This is a genomic window from Micromonospora sp. L5, from assembly GCF_000177655.2.
Lineage (GTDB): Bacteria > Actinomycetota > Actinomycetes > Mycobacteriales > Micromonosporaceae > Micromonospora > Micromonospora aurantiaca.
The window spans coordinates 6486320-6512513 of the sequence record NC_014815.1; the positions used below are offsets into that span (position 1 = coordinate 6486320).

The following is a 26194-nucleotide window of genomic DNA, read 5'->3' on the forward strand; positions in this document are numbered from 1 at the left end:
AGCGTCATCGTGGCGGCCGTGCCGAGCGGCACCGCCGGCCGGCCGGGGTGGGGCCGCTCCAGCAGGCCCAGCAGGGAGACGATCCCGGTGAACGGGGCGTTCTGTACGGCCTGGGCCACCCGCGACGTCACCTGGTCGCGCTCGGCGAGCGGGTCCACCGCCAGCCGGGACACCTCGCCGCCGGCGGCGCTCAGCGCCCCCGCGAGCGCCCCGGCCCACTCGGTCGTGGCGGCGTCGTCGGCGGGCTCCACGAGCAGCCACCGGCCCGACGGGGTGACCGGTGCGGGGGCGGCGGTCCGCTTCCACACCACCCGGTACGACCAGCCGTCGACGACGGCGTCCCGCAGCCGCGCCCTGCGCCAGGACGACAGCACCGGCAGGGCCGGGGCGAGCACGTCCAGGGCCGCGCCGTCGACGCCGATCTGCGCCGCGAGCGCCGCCACGTCGGAGCGCTCGACGGCCGACCAGAACTCGACGTCCACCACGTCCGGGCTGACCGGGCCGGTGGCCGAGGCCGGCATCTGCTCGGGCCAGTAGCGCTGCCGCTGGAACGCGTATGTGGGCAGGGCGACCGGGGTCGCTCCGGTGCCGGCGTAGAGGGCCGCCCAGTCGACGGGTGTTCCGTTGACGTGCAGCTCGGACAGGGCGGCGAGCAGGGCCCGCGACTCGGGGCGGTCGGCGCGCAGGGCGGGTACGGCGACGACCGGGGTGTCGTCGTCGGCGTCCGCCGGCTCCCGCCCGCTCAGCACGTCCCGGGTCATGGCGGTCAGGACGCTGCGCGGGCCGATCTCCAGGAACGTGTCCACCCCGGCGGCGCGCAGCGCGGCGACCCCGTCGGCGAAACGCACAGCCTCCCGGACGTGCCGCACCCAGTAGTCGGCCGAACGGATCTCGTCGACGTCAGCCAGCGCACCGGTCACGTTCGACACGACCGGCAACGCCGGCGCCTCGAACGTCAACCCGTCCAGGACCACCCGGAACTCATCCAGCATCGGCTCCATCAACGGACTGTGGAACGCATGACTCACCGACAACCGGCGCGTCCGCACACCCCGCCCACGCCAGACCCGCTCCACCTCGTCGAGCGCCTCCACCGCACCGGAGACCACCACCGACGTCGGCCCGTTGACCGCCGCGACCCCCACACCGGTCGAGCCGTCCAGCGTCGCCAGCACATCGGCCTCGGCCGCCGCAACGGCCAGCATCCCGCCACCCGCCGGCAACGCCTGCATCAACCGGCCCCGCGCCGCCACAAGCTCACACGCATCCGCCAGCGACAACACCCCCGCCACATGCGCCGCCGTGACCTCGCCGATCGAATGACCGCCGACCATGTCGGGGGCGACGCCGAAGGACTCGACGAGCCGGAACAGCGCCACCTCGACCGCGAACAGACCGGCCTGCGTGAACACCGTCCGGTCCAGCAGCTCCGCCTCGGCGGAACCCTCGGGTGCGAACAGCACCTCCTTGAGCGGGCGCGGCAGCAGCGCGTCGAGCTGTGCGCACACCTCGTCCAGCGCGGCGGCGAAGACCGGGAACTCCGCGTACAACTCCCGGCCCATGCCGGCACGCTGCGCGCCCTGACCGGAGAAGAGCACCGCGAGCGGACCCCGGTCGGCGGCCTGCCCGGCGACCAGCGCGCCGGACGGCTGGCCGGCGGCGAGGGCGCGCAGCCCGGCCAGCAGCTCCTCGCGGTCGGTGGCGGTGAGCACCGCGCGGTGTTCCAGCGCGGAGCGCGACACGACCGACGACCAGCCGACGTCCACGGTGCGGAGGGCCTCGTCGTCCTCCAGCCACCGGGTCCAGCGGCCCGCCTGCGCGCCGAGCGCGGCCTCGGAGCGGGCGGAGAGCAGCACGGGCACCGCCGGCAGGGCGACTGTGGGTGCCGGTCCGGCGTCGGCGGGCTCGACGGCATCCGGGGTCGGTGGCTCCTCGATGATGGTGTGCGCGTTCGTGCCGGAGATGCCGAACGACGACACGGCCGCCCGGCGGGGACGGTCGGTCGCCGGCCACGGCGTCGACTCCGTCACCAGCGACACCTCGCCGGCCGACCAGTCCACCTTCGGCGTCGGCTCGTCGACGTGCAGGGTGGACGGCACCAGTCCGTGCCGCATCGCCATCACCATCTTGATCACGCCGGCCACGCCTGCGGCGGACTGACTGTGACCGATGTTCGACTTGATCGAGCCGAGCAGCAACGGCCGGTCGGCGGGGCGGTCCCGCCCGTACGTGGCCAGCAGGGCCTGCGCCTCGATCGGATCGCCGAGGACGGTGCCGGTGCCGTGCGCCTCGACGGCGTCCACGTCGGCCGTGGTCAGCCGGGCGTTTGCGAGGGCCTGCCGGATCACCCGCTGCTGGGCGGGGCCGTTGGGTGCGGTGAGGCCGTTGGACGCGCCGTCCTGGTTGACGGCGCTGCCCCGGATCACGGCGAGGATCGGGTGTCCCTTGCGCTGCGCGTCCGACAGCCGCTCCACCAGCAGGATGCCGACGCCCTCGGACCAGCCCGTGCCGTCGGCGGCGGCGGCGAACGACTTGCAGCGGCCGTCCGGGGCGAGCCCCCGCTGCCGGGAGAAACCCACGAACGGGCCGGGGGTGGCCATGACGCACACGCCGCCGGCCAGGGCCAGGTCGAAGTCGCCCTGCCGCAGCGCCTGGCACGCCAGGTGCAGGGCGACCAGCGACGACGAGCAGGCGGTGTCGACGGTGACCGCGGGGCCTTCCAGGCCGAGGGCGTACGCGATCCGGCCGGAGACGACGCTGGTGGCCGTACCGGTCAGCAGGTAGCCCTCGTCGGCGCCCTCGGCCTCGCTCTGCGGGCCCATGCCGTAGCCGTTGGCGGCGGTGCCGACGAAGACGCCGACCTTCTGCCCCCGCATCGAGGCGGGTGCGATGCCGGCGTGCTCGAACGCCTCCCACGACGTCTCCAGCAGCAGCCGCTGCTGGGGGTCCATCGCCACGGCCTCGCGCGGCGAGATGCCGAAGAACTCGGCGTCGAAGTCGGCCGCGTCGTAGAGGAAGCCGCCCTCGCGGGTCGTGGAGCGGCCGGCCCGGTCGGCGTCCGGGTCGTACAGGTTGTCCAGGTCCCAGCCCCGGTCCGTCGGGAAGCCGCCGATCGCGTCGCCGCCGGCGGCCACCAGGTCCCAGAGCTGCTCGGGGCTGGCGACGCCGCCCGGGTAGCGGCAGGACATCGCGACGATCGCGATCGGCTCCCGGGCGGCGGCGGTCAGCTGCTGGTTGAGCTGGCGGAGGCGACCCGTCTCCTTGAGCGACGCGCGAAGCGCCTCGACGACCTTGTCTGCGGACGTAGACATCATGAGCTCCGTACTGGGGACAACGGTCAGGAATCGGTTCCGTCAAGCGCCAGCCTGACGAGGGTGTCGGTGTCGAGGTCGTCGAGGTCCAGGGCCTCGTCGGTGGGCTCGGCCCCGGTACCGCCGTCGGCGTCGGCGAGGTTGAGCAGCAGGTCCAGCAGCCCCGCCTCGCGCAGGCGGGCCAGCGGTATCGCCGCGAGCGTCTGCCGGACGGCCGCCTCCGCCGGGTCGCCGTCGTCCGCCTGCGCCGCCTCGGGCACCAGGCCGTCGAGCAGGTTCTCGGCGAGCACGGCCGGGGTCGGGTGGTCGAAGACGAGGGTCGCGGGCAGTGACAGGCCGGTGGCGCCGGCCAGTCGGTTGCGCAGCTCGACCGCCGTCAGCGAGTCGAATCCGAGTTCCTTGAACGCCCGCTGGGGCTTGACCCGGTCCGTGCCCGCGTGGCCGAGCACGGCCGAGGCGTGGGTACGGACCAGGTCGACCAGGTGCCGGCCCCGCTCGGGGCGGGGCAGGGTGAGCAGGTGCTCCCGCAGGGCATCGGCAGCGCCGGGCTGCTGCTCCCCGGCGTGGGCGTGCAGCGCCTCCCGGGCCTCGGCGATGTCGTCGAGCAGCGGCCGGGGGCGGGCCGAGGCGTACGCCGGGGCGAAGACCGCCCAGTCGACGTCCGCCACGGTCAGCGCCGCCCTGGGCAGGCCGGCGGCGTACCGCATGGCGTGCACGGCGTCGGCCGGCGCCATGGCGGTCAGGCCGCGCCGGGCCAGCATCTGCTGGGCTTCGCCGGTGGCCATGCCGCCGTCGGCCCACGGTCCCCAGGCCACGGACGTCGCCGCCAGGCCCCGACCGCGCCGCTGCTCCGCGAGCGCGTCGAGGAAGGCGTTGCCGGCGGCGTACGCGGACTGTCCGCCGCTGCCCCACACCCCGGCGATGGAGGAGAAGAGCACGAACGCGTCCAGCGGCCGGTCGCCGAGCAGGGCGTCCAGGTGCAGCGCGCCGGCCACCTTGCCGTCGAGCACGCCCGCGAACGCGGCCAGGTCGGTGTCGGCGATCAGCCCGGACTCGCCGGCGCCCGCCGCGTGGACCACGGCCGTCAGCGGCGCGGGATCCTCGTCGAGGCGGGCCAGCAGCTCCGCCACCTGGTCGCGATCGGCGACGTCGCAGGCCACGACCGACGCCCGTACGCCCTGGGCGGTGAGCTCCTCGCACAGCTCGGCCGCCCCGGGGGCGCGCTCGCCCCGGCGGCTGGTCAGCACGACGTGCTCCGCCCCGTTGGCCGCCGCCCAGCGGGCCACGTGCGCGCCCAGCGCGCCGGTGCCGCCGGTGACCAGCACGGTGCCGGACGGCCGCCACCGCTGCGCCGCGTCGGGAACGGTGGGTGCCGAGCGGACCAGGCGACGGACGAACACCCCGGAGGGGCGCACGGCCAGCTGGTCCTCGTCGCCGGCGCCGGTCACCACCCGCACCAGCCGGTCCCAGGCCGTCGCGTCGACCTGCTCGGGCAGGTCCACCAGCCCGCCCCACAGGTGGGGGTGTTCCAGGCCCGCCACGAGCCCCAGGCCCCAGAGCCCGCTCTGGGCGACGGCGTGCACGGTGTCCCCGTCGCCGGTGCTGACCGCGCCCCGGGTCAGGCACCAGAGCCGGGTCGTCGCCCCGGTGTCGTGCAGCGCCTGGAGCAGCAGCAGCGTGGCGGCCGCCCCGACCGGCACGGCCGGGTGGGCGGGGTGCGGCTGGTCGCGGAGGCCGAGCAGGGAGAGCACGCCGGTGACGGGGCCGTCGGCCAGCGCGTCGCCCAGCCGTCGGGCGAGGCCCACCCGGTCGGTGCCGACCGGGTCGACGGTGAGCCGGACCACGTCGGCGCCGACCTCGGCGAGGGCCTTGGTCACCGCCTCCGCCCGGGTGCCGTCCGCCAGGTCGTCCTGCGCCGTCACGAGCAGCCACACGCCGGGCCGCGCCGGTTCGGCGGTGATGTCGGTGCGCTTCCATCCGACCCGGTACGACCACGCGTCCAGGACGGCCCGCTGCGTACGCGCCCGGTGCCAGCTCGACAGGACCGGCAGGGCCGGGGTGAGGGCGTCCAGGGCGGTGCCGTCGTCGCCGAACTGCGCGGCCAGGGCGTTCAGGTCGCCGCGTTCGACGGCGTTCCAGAAGTCGGCGTCGCCGCCGTGGGTCGCCGTCTGTCGCGGCCGGCTCGCCGGCTCGGGCCAGTACCGCTCGCGGTGGAAGGCGTACGTGGGAAGGTCGACCCGGGCGGCACCAGTGTCGGTGAACCACTGCGTCCAGGACACCGGCACGCCGTGGACGTGCAGCTCCGCCAGGGCGTGCAGCAACGCCTGCGTCTCGGACCGGTCCCGGCGCTGCACGGCCACCGCGAGCGCGTCCTCGGCGAGCACGTCGGCGTTCATCGCGGTCAGCACACTCTGCGGGCCGACCTCCAGGAACGTGTCCACACCCGCCTCACGCAACGCGGTCACCCCGTCGGCGTAGCGCACAGCCTCCCGCACATGCCGCACCCAGTACTCCGGGCTGCGGATCTCCTCGGCGTCAGCCAGCGCACCGGTCACATTCGACACCACCGGCAACAACGGCGCCGCGAAAGCCAGCCCCTCCAGCACCGCCCGGAACTCCGCCAGCATCGGCTCCATCAACGGACTGTGGAACGCATGACTCACCGCCAACCGGCGCGTCCGCACACCCCGCCCACGCCAGACCCGCTCCACCGCGTCGAGAGCCTCGACGGCACCCGACACCACCACAGCAGCCGGACCGTTGACCGCCGCAACACCGACGTCCGCCAACCCCGCGATCGACTCCCCCACCGAAGCCTCGTCCGCCGCCACCGCCAACATCCCGCCACCCGCCGGCAACGCCTGCATCAACCGACCCCGCGCCGCCACAAGCTCACACGCATCCGCGAGCGACAACACCCCCGCCACATACGCCGCCGTCACCTCACCGATCGAGTGACCGGCCACCACGTCGGGAACGATCCCGAACGACTCCACCAGACGGAACAACGCCACCTCGACCGCGAACAGACCGGCCTGCGTGAACACGGTCTGGTCCAGCAACTCCGCCTCGGCCGTGCCCGACGACGCGAACAGCACCTCCCGCAGCGGGCGCGGCAGCAGCGGGTCGAGGTGTCCGCACACCTCATCCAACGCCGCCGCGAACACCGGGAACCCGCCATACAACTCCCGGCCCATACCCACACGCTGCGCACCCTGACCCGAAAACAACAGCGCAAGCTGACCACGCTGACCCGCCGCGCCGGTCACGACAGCTCCCGACGGATCGCCGGCCGCCACGGCCGCGAGACCCGCCAACAGCTCATCCCGGCTCGCGCCGGACACAACCGCCCGGTGCTCCAGCACAGACCGCGACGCCACCGACGACCACGCCACATCCACCACACGCGGAGCCTCGCCGGCCGCCAGCCACCCCGCCCACCGACCCGCCTGCGCCGACAGCCCGGCCACGTCGCGGGCCGACAACAGCACCGGCACGACCGCCGGCACCTCGCGTGCGACGACCTCACCCTCGATCGTCCCGGCCGGCGGCTGCTCGATGATCACGTGCGCGTTCGTGCCGGAGATCCCGAACGACGACACCGCCGCCCGACGCGGCCGGTCCACCCGCGGCCACGGAGTGGGCTCGGTGGCGAGGGCCACCGCCCCGGCCGTCCAGTCGATGTGCGGGGACGGCTCGTCGACGTGCAGGGTCGGCGGGACGAGGCCGTGGCGCATCGCCATGACCATCTTGATCACACCGGCGACACCGGCTGCCGCCTGTGCGTGCCCGATGTTCGACTTCACCGAGCCGAGCCACAACGGCTCCCGCCCCTGCCGGTCCTGCCCGTACGTCGCCAGGACGGCCTGCGCCTCGATCGGATCACCCAGCGTCGTACCCGTGCCGTGCGCCTCCACCACATCCACGTCGGCCGCAGTGAGCCGCGCGTTCGCCAGGGCCTGCCGGATCACCCGCTGCTGCGACGGACCGTTCGGCGCGGTCAGACCGTTCGACGCACCGTCCTGGTTCACGGCGCTGCCGCGTACGACCGCCAGGATCCGCCGGCCCTCACGCTGGGCGTCCGACAGGCGTTGCACCAGGAGCACGCCCACGCCCTCGGACCAGCCCGTGCCGTCCGCCGACGCCGCGAAGGACTTGCACCGGCCGTCGGCCGACAGGCCACGCTGCCGGGAGAACTCGATGAACGTGCCGGGCGTGGCCATCACCGTCACGCCGCCGGCCAGCGCCAGGTCGCACTCGCCGCCGCGCAGCGCCTGCACCGCCAGGTGCAACGCCACCAGGCTGGACGAGCAGGCCGTGTCCACGGTCACCGCCGGGCCTTCGAGCCCGAACGTGTACGCCACCCGGCCCGACAGCACGCTGCCCGAGTTGCCGGTGCCGATGTAGCCCTCGACCTCGGGCGTCTCCATCAGGCGCGTCGAGTAGTCGTGGTAGATGACGCCCGCGAAGACACCGGTCCGGCTGCCCCGCAGGCCCGACGGGTCCAGGCCCGCCGACTCGAACGTCTCCCAGGACGCCTCCAGCAGCAGCCGGTGCTGTGGGTCCATGGCGAGGGCCTCGCGCGGCGAGATGCCGAAGAAGCCGGGGTCGAACTCCGCCGCGCCGTACAGGAAGCCGCCGTGGCGGGTGTACGAGGTGCCGGCGTGGTCGGGGTCCGGGTCGTACAGGGACTCCAGGTCCCAGCCCCGGTCGGCCGGGAACTCCCCGATGCCCTCCCCACCGGTGCTGACCAGCCTCCACAGCTCGTCGGGAGACTCCACCCCGCCGGGGTAGCGGCAGGCCATGCCGACGATCGCGATCGCCTCGTCGGCGTCGCCGGCCGTCGCCTCGTCGGCCGCGACGGCACCGGGCCGGGTGCCGGCGAGTTCCGCGTACACGTGGGCCGCCAGGACCTGCGGGGACGGGTAGTCGAACACCAGGGTCGAGGTGAGGCGCAGGCCGGTCGCGCCGTTCACCCGGTTACGCAGCTCGACGGCGGTCAGCGAGTCGAAGCCCAGGTCCTTGAACGCCCGGTCCGCCGGCACCGCCTCGGCGCCGCCGTGCCCGAGGACCTGCGCGACCAGGCCCCGGATCAGCTCGTCGACCTGTGCGAGGCCCTCCTCGGCGCTGAGCCCGGTGAGGCGCTCGGCCCAGCCGCCGGGGGCGCCCTGGCCGGCGCGGCGGCGGGTCGTCGCCACGTCGACCAGGTTGCGCAGCATCGGCGGTACGACCGCGCCGGCGGCTGCCGCCCGCAGCGCGGGTACGTCGATCGCGGCCGGCACCAGCACCGCCCGCTCCGCCCCCACGGCGGCGTCGAAGAGTTCCAGGCCGGTGCGGGCGTTCATCGGCCGCAGGCCGGCGCGTGCCGTACGGGCCCGGTCGTTGCCGCCGATCGAGGCGGCCATGCCGGCGGTGTCCCACATGCCCCACGCCAGGCTGACCGCCGGCAACCCGAGCTGCCGCCGCCACACCGCCAACCCGTCCAGGAACGCGTTACCCGCCGCATACGCCGACTGACCCGGCGAGCCGAGCACACCCGCAACCGACGAGAACACCACGAACAGATCCAGCGCGAGCGACGCTGTCGCCTCATGCAACAACCAACCCGCCGACACCTTCGGCGCCAACACCCCCGCCAACCGCTCCGCCGTCAGCCCCTCCACCACACCGTCGTCCAACACACCAGCGGTGTGCACCACACCTGCCAGCCGACCCCCGGCGGCCACCTCCGCCACCAGACCGAACACCTGGTCCCGGTCCGTCACATCACACGCGACCACCCGCACCGACGCACCCAACGCCGACAACCGCTCCGACAACTCACCCGCACCAGCGGCCTCCAGGCCGCGCCGCGACACCAGCACCAGCGACCGCACACCATGCACCGACACCAGATGCTCCGCGACCAACGCACCGAGCGCACCCGTACCACCGGTCACCACCACCGCACCGTCACCCACGACCGGCGTCTCCACCGACGCCGCAGCGACCGCACGCACCAGACGCGGCACGAACACCTCGCCCGAGCGGACGGCCAACTGGCCGCCGGCCGGGTCCGCGGCGAAGCGGGCCAGGACGCCCAGCGTGCCGGGGTCGATCGCGTCGTCGACGTCGGCCAGGACGATGCGGCCCGGGTGCTCGGACTGCGCGGAGCGCAGCAGGCCCCACACCGCCGCCGCGGCCAGGTCGGTCACCCGGTCCCCGTCGCGGACGGCCAGCGCGCCCCGGGTCACCACCGCGAGCTTCGAGTCGGCCAGCGCGTCGACGGCCAGCCACGCCTGCACCAGGCCCAGCACGTCGGCGGTGACCGTGCGGACGGTCCGCGCCGGGTCGCCGTCGTCGGCGGGCGACGCGGCCGGCGTGAAGAGCAGCAGGCGCGGCGGGGCGATGCCGGCGTCGATGGCGGCGCGCAGCTGCCGGATCGTCTCGGCGGAGGGGCCGCCGGGGACGCCCGGCAGGGCCGGCCCGCCCAGCACCGCCCAGCCCGACGCGTCGTCGACCGGGTCGGCCTCCTCGGCCTGCCAGGCCACCTCGAACAGGGAACGCGACGCCGCGCTCGGGGCGGCCACGCCGGTCAGCTCCCGCAGGACGAGGGAGTCCACCGACACCACCGGCGCGCCCGCCTCGTCGCGGGCGGTCAGCCGCACCGCGGAGCCGTTGCGGGTCAACCGCACCCGCAGCAGCCTCGCGCCGGAGGCGTGCACCTGCACGCCCTCGAAGGCGAACGGTACGCGCGGCCCGCCCGACTCCTCGGTGCCGGGCAGCAGCCCGATCGGGTGCAGGGCGGCGTCCAGCAGCGCCGGGTGCACGCCGAAGCGCGCCGCCTCGGTCGCCGCGTCGTCCGGCAGGACCACCTCGGCGAAGACGTCGTCCTCGCCGGTCCACACCCGGCGCAGCCCCTGGAACGCCGGCCCGTACGACAGGCCGTGTTCGAGCAGCGCCGGGTACCAGCCGGTCAGGTCCACCTCGGTGGCGCCGGCGGGCGGCCAGGCGGCCGGCTGCGGTTCGTCGGCCGTGGCCGGTTCCAGCACGCCCTCCGCGTGCCGGGTCCAGCCCGCCTCGGGATCGTCGTCGGGGCGGGAGTAGACGGCGACGGGACGCTGCGGGGACTCCGACGTGGACACCCGCACCTGGATCCGTACGGCGCCGGACTCGGGGAGCACCAGCGGCACGAGCACCGTCAGGTCCCGCAGCCGCGGCAGGTCCGCCTCGTCGCCGGCGCGGACGGCCAGCTCCACGAGGGCCGTGCCCGGAACGAGCGTCACGCCGGAGACGACGTGGTCGGCCAGCCAGGGGTGGGTGGTCGGGGAGATCCGGCCGGTCAGCACGATCTCGTCGTCGCCGGCCAGGTCCACGGCAGCGCCGAGCAGCCCGTGCTCGGCCACGCCGAGGCCGGCGCCGCTGACGTCGCCGGATCGCAGCCGGCCCACGGCTGGCCAGAAGCGCTGCCGCTGGAACGGGTACGTCGGCAGGTCGACGGGGCGGGTTCCGGCCGGCAGGAGCGCGGTCCAGGTGACCGGCGTGCCGTGCGCGTACAGCTCCGCAAGCGCATGGACCAGCGACGCCGGCTCGGGTCGGCCGGGGCGCAGGGTCGCCACGACCGTCGCCGCGTCGTCGTCCGGCAGGCAGGCGCCCACCATGCCGGCGAGCACCGCGTCGGGGCCCAGTTCGAGGAACGTACGGACGTTGCGCTCACGCAGGCTCGCGACCCCGTCGGTGAACCGGACGGTCTGCCGTAGGTGGCGGACCCAGTAGTCGGGGGTGCCGATCTCGTCGGGGTCCGCGATCCGGCCGGTCAGGTTCGACACGATCGGCAGGACGGGCCAGTGGAACGTCAGCCCGTCGAGCACCTGCCGGAACTCGGCCAGCATCGGCTCCATGAGCGGGCTGTGGAACGCGTGGCTGACGGTCAGCCGGCGCGTACGCACACCCCGGTCCGTCCAGGCCCGCTGCACCTCGTCGAGGGCCTCGGCGGCGCCGGAGACCACCACGGCGGTGGGGCCGTTGACGGCGGCGACGCCGACCCGGTCGGCGAACGGGACGATCGACTCGGCCACCGCCGCCTCGTCGGCGGCGACGGCGAGCATGCCACCACCGGCCGGCAAAGCCTGCATCAGCCGACCCCGCGCCGCGACCAGCGCGCACGCGTCGGCCAGGGAGAACACACCCGCCACGTGCGCCGCCGCGATCTCACCGATGGAGTGCCCGGCCACCAGGTCCGGCACGACACCCAACGACTCGACCAGGCGGAACAGGGCCACCTCGACGGCGAACAGCCCCGCCTGGGTGAACACCGTCTGGTCCAGCAGCCCCGCCTCAGGCGTACCCACCCCGGCGAACAACACCTCCCGCAGCGCACGCGGCAACAGCGGATCCAGGTGAGCACACACCTCGTCCAGGGCCGCGGCGAAGACCGGGAAGGCCGCGTACAGCTCACGACCCATACCGGCGCGCTGCGCGCCCTGACCGGAGAAGAGGACGGCGGTGCGGCCGCTGCGGGCGATTCCCCGCACGACGGCGGCCGAGGGCTCGTCGTCGGCCAGCGCGCCGAGGGCGGCGAGCAGTCCGGCGCGGTCGCCGGGCAGCAGCACGGCGCGGTGCTCGAAGGCGCTGCGGGCGGTGGCGAGCGCCCGGCCGACGTCGGCGACGGTCAGGTCCGGCTCGCCGTCGACGAGGGTCCGCAGCCTGCGCGCCTGCTCGTGCAGGGCGGCGGCGTCGCGGGCCGACAGGACGCAGGCGACGAGGTCGCCCGGGACGCCCGTGGCGGGTGCGGCCTGCGCCGGGGCGGGCTCGGGGGCCTGCTCGACGATGGTGTGGGCGTTGGTGCCGCTGATGCCGAACGACGACACCGCCGCGCGGCGGGGCCGGTCGACGGCCGGCCACGGCCGCGCCTCGGTGAGAAGGGCGACCGACCCGGCCGTCCAGTCGATGTGCGGGGACGGCTTCTCGGCGTGCAGGGTCGGCGGCAGGATGCCGTGCCGCATGGCCAGCACCATCTTGATCACACCGGCGACACCGGCCGCCGCCTGGGCGTGGCCGATGTTCGACTTGACCGACCCCAGCCACAGTGGATGGTCCTGCGGTCGGCCCTGCCCGTACGTGGCCAGCAGCGCCTGCGCCTCGATCGGGTCTCCGAGGGCGGTGCCGGTGCCGTGCGCCTCGACGGCGTCGACGTCGGTGGTGGCGAGCCGGGCGTTGGCGAGCGCCTGCCGGATCACCCGCTGCTGGGCGGGGCCGTTCGGCGCGGTCAGGCCGCTGCTGGCGCCGTCCTGGTTGACGGCGCTGCCCCGGACGACGGCGAGCACCCGATGGCCGTTGCGCTGCGCGTCGGAGAGGCGCTCCAGCAGGAGCATGCCGACGCCCTCGGCGAAGCCGGTGCCGTCGGCGCCTGCGCCGAACGCCTTGCACCGCCCGTCGGGCGACAGGCCGCGCTGCCGGGAGAACTCGGTGAGCATGCCGGGGGTGGACATGACGCTCACCCCGCCGGCGAGGGCGAGGCGGCACTCGTCCTGCCGCAGCGCCTGGGTGGCCAGGTGCAGCGCCACCAGCGACGACGAGCAGGCTGTGTCGACGGTGACGGCGGGGCCCTCCAGGCCGAACAGGTACGAGATGCGGCCGGAGGCGACGCTGCCCGCGCTGCCGTTGCCGACGTGGCCGTCCAGGTCGTCGGTGCCGCCGGCGGCCTGGGAGGCGTAGTCGTGGTAGATGAGCCCGACGTAGACGCCGGTGCTGCTGCCCCGCGCCGAGTGGGGGTCGATCCCGGCCCGCTCGAATGCCTCCCAGGAGGTCTCCAGCAGCAGCCGCTGCTGCGGGTCCATCGCCAGGGCCTCGCGGGGGGAGATCCCGAAGAAGGCGGCGTCGAACTGGGCGGCGTCGTGGAGGAAGCCGCCCTGCCGCGGTACGGCGTCCGGGTCCTGGTCGCCGGCGCGCAGGTCGTCGAGGTTCCAGCCCCGGTCGGTGGGGAAGGGCGAGATGACGTCGGTGCCGGCGGTGACCACGTCCCACAGCTGCTCGGGGGTCTGCACGTCGCCGGGGAACCGGCAGGCCATGCCGATGATGGCGATCGGTTCGTCGAGGGCGGCGGCGGTGCCGACCGCCACGGGCCGGTCCACGGTCGCCGCGCCGCCGAGCTCCCGGTCCAGGAACTCGGCGAGCACCACGGGGGTCGGGTAGTCGAACGCCACGGTCGCGGGCAGCCGCAGGCCGGTGGCGGCGGAGAGCCGGTTGCGCAGTTCCACCGAGGTGAGGGAGTCGAAGCCCAGTTCCTTGAAGGCGCGCTGGGCGTCGACGGTCTCGGCCGAGCGGTGCCCGAGCACTGCAGCCACGCTGGTGGCCACCAGGTCGAGCAGGTGGGAGCGCCGCTCCGCCGGGCCGAGCGTCGCCAGCCGGTCCCGTACCGAGGCGGTGTCCGCGAGGCCGCGCCCCACCGCGCGCCGGGCCGGTCCGCCCGCGCGGACGAGGTCCCGCAGCAGGCTGGGCACGTTCTGGCCGGTCGGCCGCGACGCCGGCGGCAGGTTCATGAGGACGAGGTGCGCCGCGTCGCGCTGTCGCGCCAGCTCGTACAGCGCCACGCCCTGCCGGTCGGTCAGCGGGGCGCTGGTGGCGCGGATCGCCTTGCGGTGCTCGCTGCCGCCCAGGTGGGCGGTCATGGCGCTGCTGGTGGCCCACAGCCCCCAGGCGATGCTGGTGGCGGGCAGCCCCTGCTCGCGCCGGTGCTCGGCAAGGGCGTCGAGGAACGCGTTCGCCGCCGCGTAGTTGCCCTGCCCCGGCGAGCCGAGGGTGGCCGCCACCGACGAGAACAGCACGAACGCCGACAGGTCCAGATGCGCGGTGGCCTCGTGCAACACCCAACCCGCGTCCACCTTCGGCGCCAGCACCGTACGCAGAGCGGACTCGTCCAGCGAACCGATGGTCGCGTCCGCGATCACCCCGGCGGTGTGCACCACAGCCGTCAGCGGGTGCGCCGGGTCCACCAGTTCCAGCAGCCGGGTCACCTGCGCGGGGTCGGTCACGTCGGCGGTGCCGGCGGTGACCCGGGCGCCCGCGCGGGTCAGCTCGTCGACCAGCTCCCGGTAGTGCTCGGGGCCACGGCGGGAGGCCAGCAGCAGGTGCCGAGCCTGGCCGGTGGCGACGAGGTGCCGGGCGAACACGCCGGCGAGGGCGCCACCGGCGCCGGTGACGAGCACGGTGCCGTCCGGGTCGGCGGGGGCGGGCACCCGCAGGACGACCTTGCCGATGTGGCGGGCCTGACTCATGTGGCGCAGTGCCTGCCGGGCCTGGCGTACGTCCCACGCCCGCAGGGGCAGCGGGCGCAGCGCGCCCCGCGCGAACAGGTCGAGCAGCTCGGCGAGCATCTCCCCGATGCGCCGGTGCCCGGCCTCGTTGAGGTCGAACGCGCGGTAGGTGACGCCCGGGTGCCCGGCGGCGACCGCCTCCGGGTCGCGTACGTCGGCCTTGCCCATCTCCACGAACCGGCCGCCGCGCGGCAGCAGCCGCAGCGACGCGTCCACGAAGCCACCGGCGAGGGCGTCGAGCACCACGTCCATCCCGGCGCCGCCGGTGGCCGCGCCGAAGGTCTGCTCGAACTCGGTGGTCCGCGACGACGCGATCCGCTCCTCGGCCACCCCGAGTTCCCGCAGCACGCCCCACTTGCCGGGGCTGGCGGTGGCGTACACCGTCGCGCCCCAGTGCCGGGCGAGCTGGATCGCGGCCATGCCGACGCCGCCCGCGCCGTTGTGGATCAGCACCGACTCACCGGCCCGCAGGTCGGCCAGGTCCCGCAGCGCGTAGTACGCGGTCAGGAACACCACCGGCACGGAGGCGGCCTGCGCGAAGGACCAACCGGCGGGGATCCTCGCCACGAGGTCGCGGGTGGCGATCACCTCGGGGGCGAAGGCCGGCTCGAACATGCCGAGCACGCGGTCGCCGGGGACCAGGTCGGTCACGCCCGGGCCGACCTCGATCACGACGCCCGCGCCCTCGCTGCCCAGCACGGCCGCCGGATCCGGGTACATGCCCAGCCCGATCAGCACGTCACGGAAGTTCACGCCGGCCGCGCGCACCGCGATGCGCACCTGACCCGCGTCCAGGGCGACGGAGGTGGCGGGCACCATGCCGACACCGTCGAGGGTTCCGGGGCTGACCGCCCCGACCCGCCACAGTCCGTCCGGCGGGACGAGTTCGTCGGCGGCCTGGCCGGCGGGCCGGCCCAGGCGGGGCGTGCGCACCTCGTCGCCGCGTACGGCCACCTGGCCGCCGGTCGGCGAGGGGTTCTCGGCGACGGCGGCGAGCACGGCGAGGGTGGCCGGGGTGAGGTCCCCGTCGACGTCGGCGAGGACGATCCGCCCCGGGTGCTCGGACTGCGCCGAGCGCAGCAGACCCCAGACCGCCGCGCCGGGCAGGTCCCGCACCGCGTCCGCCGGGGTGGCGGCCACCGCCGCGCGGGTCAGCACCACGAGCGTGGTGTCGGCCAGCGCCTCGCTGTCCAGCCAGCGGTGCAGCACGGCCAGGACACGGGCGGTGGCCGTACGGACTTCGTCGGGCAGGTCGCCCTCCGGGGTGCCGGCGGGCACGGGGACCACGAGCGCGCGGGGCGCCTCGACCGTGCCGGCCGCGACCGCCGCGGTCAGCTCGTCGACGGTCGGGAACACCGGCGTGGCGAGGCCCGCCGGGGCGGGTCCGTCGCCGAGCAGCGCCCAGCCGGAGACGTCCCGCGCCGGGGTGACCGCCTCGACCGGCCACGTCACCTCGAACAGCGACCGCTGCGCGGCCTCCGCGCCGGTGGCGTCGGTCATCTCCCGCATGGCGAGCGACTCGACTGACACCACGGGCGCGCCGGACTCGTCGCCGGCCACCAGCCGCACGCGCGAGCCCACCCGGGTCAGCCGTACCCGCAGCGTCCTGGCGCCGGAGGCGTGCACCTGCACGCCCTCGAACGCGAACGGCACGCGCGGTCCGCCGGAGCGCTCGGCCGTCAGCAGCCCGACGGGGTGCAGGGCGGCGTCCAGCAGCGCCGGGTGCACGGCGAAGCCGGCGGCGTCGTCGGCCGCCTCGTCCGGCAGGGCGACCTCGGCGTACGCCTCGTCGCCGGCGGTCCACAGCCGCCGCAGGCCCCGGAACGCCGGCCCGTAGGCCAGGCCGCGCTCCGCGAGCGCCGGATACCAGCCGGCGAGGTCCACCTCGGTGCCCCCGGCCGGCGGCCAGGAGCCCAGCGTCGGCTCGTCGGTGGCCTGCTCCAGCAGACCGTCGGCGTGCCGCGTCCAGGAGTCCCCGGGGTCGCCGTCGGGCTGCGAGTGCACCGCCACGCTCCGGGTTCCGGAGCCGTCGGCCGCGCCGACGCGCACCTGCACGCGGACCGCGCCCGGGTTCGGCAGCACCAGCGGCGCGGCGACGGTCAGCTCCCGCACCCGGGAGGTGCCGACCTCGTCGCCGGCGCGCACCGCGAGCTCGACCAGGGCCGTGCCCGGCAGCACCACGGCGCCGCCGACCACGTGGTCGGCCAGCCACGGGTGCGTGGACGCCGACAGCCGGCCGGTCAGCACGACCTCGTCGTCGCCGGCGAGGCGCACCGCCGCGCCGAGCAGCCCGTGCCCGGCCGCGCCCAGCCCCGCGCCCGACACGTCGCCGGTGGCGGAGCGGTCCAGCGCCGGCCAGAACCGGTCCCGCTGGAAGGCGTACGTGGGCAGGTCGACAGGGGTGGCGCCGGAGCCGGCGAAGACGCGCGACCAGTCGACGGGCACACCGGCGACGTGCAGCTCGCCGAGGTTGGCCAGCAGCTGCCGCGGTCCGTGCTCGTCGCGGCGCAGCGAGCCCACCACCACGCCGCCGCCGGCCGCCCGGTCGAGCGCGTCCTGCACCGCGATCTTGAGTACGGGGTGCGGGCTGACCTCGACGAAGGTCCGGAAGCCCTGCTCGATCAGCTGCTCCACGACCGGCGCCAGCCGGACTGTTTCCCGCAGGTTGCGGTACCAGTAGTCGGCGTCGAGCCCGGCGGTGTCGATCGGCTCGCCCGTGACGGTGGAGTGGAAGGCCACGGTGCTGGTGCGGGGGTCCACAGTGCCGAACCCGGCGGTCACCTCGTCGCGGATCGGGTCGACGTGGCCGCTGTGCGCCGCGAAGTCGACGGCGACCTGACGGGCGCGGACGTCGCGCTCGGCGCAGTGCGCGAGCAGCTCGGCGACCGACGCCGAGTCGCCCGCGACCACGGTCACGGCGACGCCGTTGAGGGCGGCGACGGAGAGGCTGCCCCGCCACGGCGCGATGAGCCGCTCGGTGTCGGCGGCCGGGAGCGGAACGGAGACCATGCCGCCGCGACCCGCGATCGCCAGCAGGCCGCGGCTGCGCGCCACGACGAGCCGCGCGGCTTCGGCGAGGGTCAACGCGCCGGCGACGCAGGCCGCGGCGAGTTCCCCCTGCGAGTGCCCGACGACGGCGGCCGGTTCCACGCCGCACGAGCGCCAGAGCTGCGCGAGGGACACCATGACGGAGAAGAGCGCGGGCTGGACCACGTCCACCCGGTCCAGGGGTGGCGCGCCGGGCGCCTGCCGCAGCACGTCCTCCAGGGACCAGTCGACCAGCCGGGACAGTTCCTCGGCGCACTCGCCCATCCGCTGCCGGAAGACCGGCGAGGTCTCCATGAGGTCCAGCGCCATCGACGTCCACTGGGAGCCCTGGCCGGGGAAGACGAAGACGACCTTCGACGCGGCGTCCGCGCCCGCCGGGGAGCTGTCGCCGTCGGCGAGGGCGGCCAGGCGGGCGAGCGCGTCGTCCCGGTCGGCGGCCACGACGACCGCCCGGTACGGGTGGTGCGCCCGCTGGGTGGCCAGGGAGAAGCCGAGGTCGCGCGGGTCGAGGCCGGCGTCGCCGGCGAGCCGTTCGCCGAGGCGGGCGGCCTGCGCCCGGAGCGCGCGGGGGCTTCTGCCGGAGACCGGCAGGGGTACGGCGGCGGGCCCGACCAGGCCGGGAACGTGCCCCGCCGGCGCGGGCGTCGCCGGGGCCGGCTCGTCGGGCGCCTGCTCGATGATGGTGTGCGCGTTGGTGCCGCTGATGCCGAACGACGACACGGCGGCCCGGCGCGGCCGGTCGACGGCGGGCCACGGCCGGGCCTCGGTGAGCAGGGCGACGGCCCCGGCGCTCCAGTCGACGTGGGGCGAGGGCTGGTCCACGTGCAGGGTCGGCGGCAGCACGCCGTGCCGAATCGCCAGCACCATCTTGATCACGCCGGCCACCCCGGCCGCCGCCTGGGAGTGGCCGATGTTCGACTTGATCGAGCCGAGCCAGAGCGGCTCGCCGTCGGCGCGGTCCTGCCCGTAGGTGGCCAGCACCGCCTGCGCCTCGATCGGGTCGCCGAGGACGGTGCCGGTGCCGTGCGCCTCGACGGCGTCCACGTCGGCCGGGTCGAGCCGCGCGTTCTCCAGGGCCTGGCGGATGACCCGCTGCTGGGACGGGCCGTTCGGGGCGGTCAGCCCGTTCGACGCGCCGTCGGAGTTGACCGCGGAGCCGCGCAGCACCGCGAGCACCCGGTGGCCGTTGCGCCGGGCGTCGGAGAGGCGCTCCACGAGCAGCATGCCGACGCCCTCGGCCCAGCCGGTGCCGTCCGCGCCGGCGGCGAACGCCTTGCACCGCCCGTCGGGGGCCAGCCCGCCCTGCCGGGAGAATTCGGAGAACATGCCGGGCTGCGCCATGAGTGCCACCCCGCCGGCCAGGGCCATGTCGCACTCGCCGCCGCGCAGCGCCTGGGCGGCGAGGTGCAGCGCCACCAGGGACGAGGAGCAGGCGGTGTCGACGGTGACCGCCGGGCCTTCGAGGCCGAACATGTAGGCGACCCGTCCGGAGGCGACGCTGCCCGCCGTGCCGGTCAGCAGGTGCCCCTCGAGGCCGTCCAGGTCGTCACGTCCGCTGGTGGCGTAGCCGGAGGAGGCGGCGCCGACGAAGACACCGGTGGCGGTGCCGCTGAGGGCGGCGGGGTCGATGCGGGCGTACTCGAAGCTCTCCCAGGCGGTCTCCAGCAGCAGCCGCTGCTGCGGGTCCATGGCGAGGGCCTCGCGGGGGCTGATGTTGAAGAATCCGGCGTCGAAGTCGGCCGCGTCGTAGAGGAAGCCGCCCTGGTGGGTGACGGTGCCGCCGGCCTGGTCGCCGTCCGTGCCGTACAGCCGGTCGAGGTCCCAGCCGCGGTCGGCCGGGAAGTCGCCGACGGCGTCGGCCCCGGAGGTGACGAGCTGCCACAGCTGCTCGGGGGTGGCGACGCCGCCGGGGTAGCGGCAGGCCATGCCGATGATGGCGATCGGCTCGTCGGCGTCGGCGGTGACGACCGTACGGACGGTGGCGCCGGTGCCCGTGGCCGGGCCGAGCTGCGCGAACAGGTGCTCGGCCAGCCGGGCCGGGGTGGGGTGGTCGAAGGCCAGCGTGGCGGTCAGCCGCAGCCCGGTGGCCGCACCGAGGCGGTTGCGTAGTTCCACCGAGGTCAGCGAGTCGAAGCCCAGGTCCTTGAAGGCCCGGGCGGCGGGAACCGACTGCGCCGAGGCGTGCCCCAGCACCGTGGCGGCCTGGCCGCAGACCAGGTCGACGAGCGCCTGGCGGGCATCGGCCTCGGAGAGGCCGGCGAGACGGTCGCGCCACGACGCGCCGGCGGTCGGCCGGTCGCCGGCCGTACGGCGTCGGCCGCCGCCGCGCAGCAGGTGCCGCATCAGCGGCGGCACACCGCTGGCCTCGCCGGTGACGTGGAGTCGGGCCGCGACGACGACCGGTCGGACGGCCGGCAGGGCGGCGTCGAAGAGTTCGGCGCCCTCGGCCGGGGAGAGCCGGCTCATCCCGACGCGCCGCAGCCGCTGCTGGTCGTCGCCGTCGAGGTGGGCGGTCATCGTGCTGTCGGTGGCCCACATGCCCCAGGCGATGCTGGTGGCGGGCAGCCCCTGCTCGCGCCGGTGCTCGGCGAGGGCGTCGAGGAACGCGTTCGCCGCCGCGTAGTTGCCCTGCCCCGGCGAGCCGAGGGTGGCCGCCACCGACGAGAACAGCACGAATGCCGACAGGTCCAGATGCGCGGTAGCCTCGTGCAACACCCAACCCGCGTCCACCTTCGGCGCCAGCACCGTACGCAGAGCGGACTCGTCCAGCGAACCGATGGTCGCGTCCGCGATCACCCCGGCGGTGTGCACCACAGCCGTCAACGGGTGCGCCGGGTCGATCCCGGCGACCAGCTCGGTGACCTGGGCGGGGTCGCTGACGTCGACGGCCACGGCGGTGACGTCGGCGCCCGCGTCGGTCAGTTCCCGGAGCAGGGTGGCGTACGCGTCGTCCCGGCCGGGTGCGCGGCGGGAGGCCAGCAGCAGGTGCCGGGCCTGGCCGGTGGCGACCAGGTGCCGCGCGAGCACGCCGGCCAGGGTTCCGGCCGCGCCGGTGACCAGCACGGTGCCCTCGGGGTCCACGGGCGCGGGGATGCGCAGCACCACCTTGCCGACATGGCGGGCCTGGCTGACGTGCCGCAGTGCTTGCCGGGCCTGACGCACGTCCCACGGCCGTACGGGCAGCGGGCGCAGCGCGCCCCGCGCGAACAGGTCGAGCAGCTCGGTGAGCATCTCCCCGATACGGGTGCTGCCCGCCTCGTTGAGGTCGAATGCGCGGTAGACCACGCCCGGGTGCCCGGCGGCGACCGCCTCCGGGTCGCGTACGTCGGCCTTGCCCATCTCCACGAACCGGCCGCCGCGCGGCAGCAGCCGCAGCGACGCGTCCACGAACTCACCGGCCAACGCGTCGAGCACCACGTCGACGCCGGCACCGCCGGTGGCCGCGCCGAAGGTCTGCTCGAACTCGGTGGTCCGCGACGACGCGATCCGCTCCTCGGCCACCCCGAGTTCCCGCAGCATGCCCCACTTGCCGGGGCTCGCCGTCGCGTGGACGGTGGCGCCGAGGTGGTGGGCGAGCTGGATCGCGGCCATGCCGACGCCGCCCGCGCCGTTGTGGATCAGCACCGACTCACCGGCCCGCAGCCCGGCCAGGTCCCGCAGCGCGTAGTACGCGGTCAGGAACACCAGCGGAACCGACGCGGCCTGGGTGAAGGACCAGTCGGCGGGCATCCTGGCGATCCGCTGCCGATGTGCCACCGCCTGCGGGCTGAAGCCGAGTTCGAACATGCCGAGCACGCGGTCGCCGGGAGCCAGGTCGGTCACGCCCGGGCCGACCTCGATCACGACGCCCGCGCCCTCGCTGCCCAGCACGGCCGCCGGATCCGGGTACATGCCCAGCCCGATCAGCACGTCACGGAAGTTCACGCCGGCCGCGCGCACCGCGATGCGCACCTGGTCCTCGCCCAGCTCGGCGGGCGTGGCCGGCACCGGCGCGATCCCGTCCAGGGTGCCGCCGGTGACGGGGGCGAGGTGCCACGGGCCGGGCGGCGGCGTCAGCTCGTCGCCCGCGGGTCGCGCCAGCCTCGGCACGAGGGTCCGCTCGCCACGCACCGCGAGCTGGCCGCCGGAGACCGACGGGTCGACCGCCGCCCCGGCCAGCACGGCGAGGGTCGCGGCGGTCAGCTCGCCGTCGACGTCGGCGAGGACGATCCGCCCCGGGTGCTCGGACTGCGCCGAGCGCAGCAGGCCCCAGACGGCGGCGGCGGCCAGGTCGCCGACCCGGTCGTCGTCCGCGGCGGCCACCGCGCCGCGGGTCACCACCACGAGCTTCGACTCCGCCAGCGCGTCGGCGGCGAGCCAGGCGCGCAGCACGTCCAGGACGGAGCCGGTGAGCGTCCGTACGGCCTCCGGCACGGCGACGCCGGGGTCGCCGGTCGGCACCGGCAGCAGCACCTGCCGGGCCGTGGTGCCGGCCGCCGCCAGGGTCGCCACGTCCGCGAAGACCGGCAGCTCCGCCAGCGCGGCCGGGACGGCACCGCCCAGCGCCGCCCAGCCCGCGAGGTCGTCCACGCCGTCGATCTGCTCCGCCTGCCAGGTCACCTCGTACAGCGAGCGGGCGGCGGCGCCCCGGGTCGCCGTCGCGGTCATCTCGCGCAGCACCAGCGAGTCCACCGACACCACCGGCGCGTTCGAGCCGTCGCAGGCGACCAGCCGCACCCCGGAGCCGTCCCGGGTCAGCCGCACCCGCAGCGTCCGGGCGCCCGAGGCGTGCACCTGCACGCCCTCGAACGCGAACGGCACGCGGGGGCCGCCCGTGGCCTCGGCCGCGAGCAGCAGCGCCACCGGGTGCAGCGCGGCGTCCAGCAGCGCCGGGTGCACCCCGAACGCGCCCGCCTCGCCGGCCGTCCCGTCCGGCAGCGCCACCTCGGCGTACGCCTCGCCGTCGGCCGTCCAGGCCCGCCGTACGCCCTGGAACACCGGCCCGTACGACAGGCCGTGCTCCGCCAGTGCCGGATACCAGCCGGTCAGGTCCACCTCGGTCGCGCCCGCCGGCGGCCACTCGCCGAGGCCCGGCTCGTCGGTCGACACCGGTTCGAGCAGGCCGTCGGCGTGCCGCACCCACTCGGTCTCGTCGTCCTCGGGCTGGGAGTACACGGACACCGTCCGCACGGCGGCTTCGTCGGCCGCGCCGACGCGCACCTGGACGCGTACCGCGCCGGACGCGGGCAGCACCAGCGGCGCCGCCACGGTCAGCTCCCGTACCCGCGACGCGCCGACCTCGTCGCCGGCGCGGACCGCCAGCTCCACCAGGGCGGTGCCCGGCACCACCACGGCGCCGGCGATCACGTGGTCGGCCAGCCACTGGTGCGTCGACGTCGACAGCCGGCCGGTCAGCACCACCTCGTCGTCGCCGGCGAGCCGCACCGCCGCGCCGAGCAGCGGGTGCCCCGCGACGCCGAGGCCGGCGCCCGACACGTCGCCGACCCGCCACGGCAGCACCTCGGGCCAGAACCGCTCCCGCTGGAAGGCGTACGTGGGCAGGTCGACCCGGGCGGCGCCGGTGTCGGCGAACCACTCCCGCCAGGACACCGGCACCCCGTGCACGTGCAGTTCGGCGAGGGCGTGCAGCAGCGCCTGCGTCTCGGGCCGGTCCGGGCGCTGGGCGGCGACGGCGAGCACGTCGTCGCCGGGCAGCGCGTCGGCCGTCATCGCGGTCAGTACGCTCCGCGGCCCGACCTCCAGGAACGTGTCGACCCCGGCGTCGCGCAGCGCGGCGAGCCCGTCGGCGTAGCGGACCGCCTCGCGGACGTGGCGAACCCAGTAGTCCGGGGTGCGGATCTCGTCGGCGTCGGCGAGCGCACCTGTCACGTTCGACACCATCGGCAGCGTGGGCGCGGCGAAGGTCAGCCGCTCGACGATGCCGCGGAAGCGCTCCAGCACCGGCTCCATCAGCGGGCTGTGGAACGCGTGGCTGACGGTCAGCCGGCGGGTACGCGCGCCCCGGTCCTGCCAGACGCGCTCGACCTCGTCGAGGGCGTCGACGGCGCCGGAGACCACGACGGAGGCCGGGCCGTTGACGGCGGCGATGCCGACCCGGTCGGTCAGCCCGGCGATCGACTCCGCCACGGCCGCCTCGTCGGCGGCCACAGCGAGCATGCCCCCGCCGGACGGCAGCGCCTGCATCAGCCGGCCCCGCGCCGCCACCAGCAGGCAGGCGTCCTGGAGCGACAGCACCCCGGCCACGTGCGCGGCGGCGATCTCCCCGATCGAGTGCCCGCCCACGTAGTCCGGCGCGACGCCCATCGACTCGACCAGCCGGAACAGCGCCACCTCGACGGCGAAGAGTCCGGCCTGGGTGAACGCGGTCTGGTCCAGCAGCTCCGCCTCGGCGGAGCCCTCCGGTGCGAACAGCACCTCCTTGAGCGGGCGCGGCAGAACCCGGTCGAGGTGCCCGCACGCCTCGTCGAGGGCGGCGGCGAAGACGGGGAACTCGGCGTACAGCTCACGGCCCATGCCGGCGCGCTGCGCGCCCTGGCCGGAGAAGAGCACCGCCAGCGGACCCCGGTCCCCGGCCAGGCCGGCGACCACGATGCCCGACGGCTCGCCGGCCGCCAGGGACCGCAGGCCCGCCAGCAGACCCGTGCGGTCTTCGGCGAGCAGCACTGCGCGCCGGTCGAGCGTCGTGCGGGCCACCGCCGAGGAGAAGGCCACGTCGAGCGGGCGCTGTCGCTCGTCGCCGGTCAGCCGGCGGACCCACCGGTCGGCCTGGGCGGCGAGCGCGGCCGGCTGCGCGGCGGAGAGCAGCACGGGCACGACGGTGGGACGACGGGACCAGGTGGCGTCGTCGCCGGCCGGGTCGGGGGCCGGCGCCTGCTCCAGAATCAGGTGGGCGTTCGTGCCGCTCATGCCGAAGGACGACACGCCGGCCCTGCGGACGTGCTCGCCGCCGGCCCACGGGCGCGCCTCGTCGAGCAGGGCCACCGCGCCGGTCGACCAGTCGATGTGCGGTGAGGGCCGGTCCACGTGCAGGGTGGGCGGCAGCACGCCGTGCCGCATCGCCATCACCATCTTGATGACGCCGCCGGCGCCGGCCGCGGCCTGGGGGTGGCCGATGTTCGACTTCAGCGAGCCCAGCCACAGCGGGCGGTCGGCGGTGCGGCTCTGCCCGTACGTGGCCAGCAGCGCCTGTGCCTCGATCGGGTCGCCGAGCCGGGTGCCCGTGCCGTGCGCCTCGACGGCGTCCACGTCGGACGGGCTGAGCCGGGCGTTCTCCAGCGCCTGCCGGATGACCCGCTGCTGCGAGGGGCCGTTGGGGGCGGTCAGCCCGCTGCTGGCGCCGTCCTGGTTGACGGCGCTGCCCCGGATCACCGCCAGGACGGGGTGCCCGTTGCGCCGGGCGTCGGAGAGCTTCTCGACGAGCAGCATGGCGACGCCCTCGGACCAGCCGGTCCCGTCGGCGTCGGCGGAGAACGCCTTGCACCGCCCGTCGGAGGCGAGCCCCCGCTGGCGGGAGAACTCGACGAAGGCACCCGGCGTGGCCAGCACTGTGACGCCGCCGGCCACGGCGAGGGAGCACTCGCCGTCGCGCAGGGCCTGACCGGCGAGGTGCAGGGCGACCAGCGACGAGGAGCAGGCGGTGTCGATGGTGACGGCCGGCCCCTCCAGCCCGAAGGAGTACGCCAGCCGGCCGGACATGACGCTCGCGGCGGTGCCGGTGAGGACGTAGCCCTCCGTGCCCTCGGGCAGTTGCCGCAGCACGGACGTGTAGTCCTGCCCCGCGGTGCCGACGAACACCCCCGTACGGCTGCCCCGCACCGACGCGGCGTCGATGCCGGCCCGCTCGAAGACCTCCCAGGTCACCTCGAGCAGGAGTCGCTGCTGCGGGTCCATGGCCAGCGCCTCGCGCGGCGAGATCCCGAACAGGGTCGGGTCGAACAGGCCGGCGTCGCGCAGGAAGCCGCCCCGGTTGCTGTACGTGGTGCCGGGGTGGTCGGGGTCGGGGTCGTAGAGCCCGTCGAGGTCCCAGCCCCGGTCGTCGGGGAACGTGCCGGTGGCGTCCACCCCGCCGGCGACGAGGTCCCAGAGGTCCTCCGGTGAGGCGACGCCGCCGGGGAAACGGCAAGCCATGCCGACGATCGCGATCGGCTCGGCGTCCTCGTCCTCCAGCTCGGTCAGGCGCCGACGCGCCAGGCGGAGCTCGGAGGTCACCCACTTCAGGTGTTCGAGGAGCTTGTCTTCGTCCGCCATGACCCACCCGCCCAGAGCTTGCTATCGATCGGAATCTGCCGATTCGTTGACCACACCACCGCCGACGGCCGGCTTCGTGCACAGGTGGGCGGAGACGCGGCCGTTCGGCTCACGGACCCCACACCTGTTCCTGATTCCGGTTGTCGTGCCTGCTCAGGCGCCCGCCACGCCGGACAGGTCCGCCGACACATGCCCGCCACCGTGACTGGACGGTACTGAGCGCCAAACGCCCGCCCAACCCCTAGAGAACCCCTGATCGACCGGCCCGCGAGCGGCGTCGCGGCAGGCCCGGCG

2 protein-coding genes (1 of these 2 only partly in view) are annotated in these 26194 nt (G+C 75.6%); both read right to left on the bottom strand.

Going from position 1 to position 26194, the window contains the following annotated elements; all coding sequences use genetic code 11:
* A protein-coding gene (locus ML5_RS29320; RefSeq protein WP_013477277.1) for a type I polyketide synthase crosses the window boundary here: on the bottom strand, positions 1-3311 show its beginning. It extends 26503 nt beyond the left edge of the window; the window shows 3311 of its 29814 coding nt (coding positions 1-3311); the start codon lies at positions 3309-3311; the stop codon falls past the left edge of the window.
* Between the two features lie 26 nt (positions 3312-3337).
* The gene (locus tag ML5_RS29325) at positions 3338-25900 is read right to left on the bottom strand and encodes a type I polyketide synthase (protein WP_013477278.1); all 22563 of its coding nucleotides are present in this window, start codon (positions 25898-25900) and stop codon (positions 3338-3340) included.
* Positions 25901-26194: the final 294 nt, after the last annotated feature.